The following is a 1,033-nucleotide window of genomic DNA, read 5'->3' as shown; positions in this document are numbered from 1 at the left end:
CCGCGCTGCTTGAGGGCCTTGTTATAAGAGGGCCAGTTGGTGATTTTAAAATTTTGTTTTGCCATGGAGACCTGATTTTGAAACAACTGTGGTGATCTGCTCCGATGATTACCCAAAAGTTCTATTTATTCAACAAAGCCACATCAGCTCCAAAAAATCGTGCCTGCGGATGCTTTTGAGCCCACCGAGAAAAACTGGCCTCATTTGCTGCGGGCGCCGGGACCGTGCTGTTCTTTTGAAGATACTGACGTGATCGATACGTTGAAAAAGCAGTTCGCGCTTTATGCAGACAACTTCCCTACCTAGTCTGAACACGGCACCGGTATCGCGCAGTTCGCTGTCTGGGCAGCCTTGGCACAAGAAAACGTCGGTGCATCACTACAGCACTACAACCCGCTGATTGATGACGATGTGAAAAAAGCGTGGAATTTGCCTGCGCAGTGGAAACTGCGGGCGCAGTTACCGTTCGGCTCCATTGAGCAACCTGCCGGAGAGAAAACCTATATTGATGACGAAACCCGTTTTCGCGTTTTCAAATAAGGAATAAACCGCACACACGTTCAGGGGCGTATTTACGCCTCTGAATCAGCGCGGAGCAAACACCTCAATGGTTTTCTGTTCAATGGTAAAATGTGCCGGAGTGCGGCCAATCAGCTCACCGTCCGCGTGGCTTTGTTGAATAAATAGAACTTTTGGGTAATCATCGGAGCAGATCACCACAGTTGTTTAAAAATCAGGTCTCCATGGCAAAACAAAATTTTAAAATCACCAACTGGCACTCTTATAACAAGGCCCTAAAGCAGCGCGGTTCTCTAACCGTATGGCTAGATGAATCAGCCATTGCTGCATGGACGGAAAAAAACACTACTGAACGGCGTGGACGACCTTTCCACTAGGCTTTGTTGAATAAATCAGAACTTGTAACGACTGCGCCCCATACGGGTCGATTGTTACGTGATGCGAATACTGTTCGGCATTCCTAATAGCGTGATCCGGTTAAGCGCTTTGACCATGGCCATGGCTTCACCCACCT

At 48.1% G+C, this 1,033-nt stretch carries 3 protein-coding genes and 2 pseudogenes; 3 read left to right on the top strand and 2 right to left on the bottom strand.

The annotated features are described in order from the left end of the window. Positions 1-88 precede the first annotated feature (88 nt). Both QZ506_RS20915 and QZ506_RS20910 read left to right on the top strand, forming a co-directional pair. Positions 89-253, top strand: a complete 165-nt coding sequence (locus QZ506_RS20915) for a hypothetical protein (RefSeq protein WP_291973653.1) — start codon at positions 89-91, stop codon at positions 251-253. Between the two features lie 98 nt (positions 254-351). Continuing rightward, on the top strand, positions 352-540 hold the full coding sequence (locus tag QZ506_RS20910) for a hypothetical protein (protein WP_291973651.1): 189 nt from the start codon (positions 352-354) through the stop codon (positions 538-540). A gap of 45 nt (positions 541-585) precedes the next feature. Here the strand turns inward: QZ506_RS20910 and QZ506_RS20905 are convergent, their stop codons facing one another. After that, positions 586-720, bottom strand: coding sequence for a hypothetical protein (locus tag QZ506_RS20905; RefSeq protein WP_291973649.1), 135 nt, complete (start codon positions 718-720; stop codon positions 586-588). A 23-nt stretch (positions 721-743) separates the two neighbouring features. On the opposite strand from QZ506_RS20905, the pseudogene QZ506_RS20900 reads away from it, so the two are divergent. After that, a pseudogene (locus tag QZ506_RS20900) lies at positions 744-893 on the top strand (transposase); the annotation flags it as partial. Positions 894-950: 57 nt separating this feature from the next. Here QZ506_RS20900 and QZ506_RS20895 read toward each other — a convergent pair. Continuing rightward, positions 951-1,033 (bottom strand): annotated as a pseudogene (locus tag QZ506_RS20895) (lipoprotein); the annotation flags it as partial.

The organism is Candidatus Symbiopectobacterium sp., from assembly GCF_020054415.1.
Taxonomy (GTDB): domain Bacteria; phylum Pseudomonadota; class Gammaproteobacteria; order Enterobacterales; family Enterobacteriaceae; genus Symbiopectobacterium.
The sequence above is the reverse complement of the archived record's forward strand: the minus strand, read 5'-3'. Positions and strand labels throughout refer to the sequence as shown.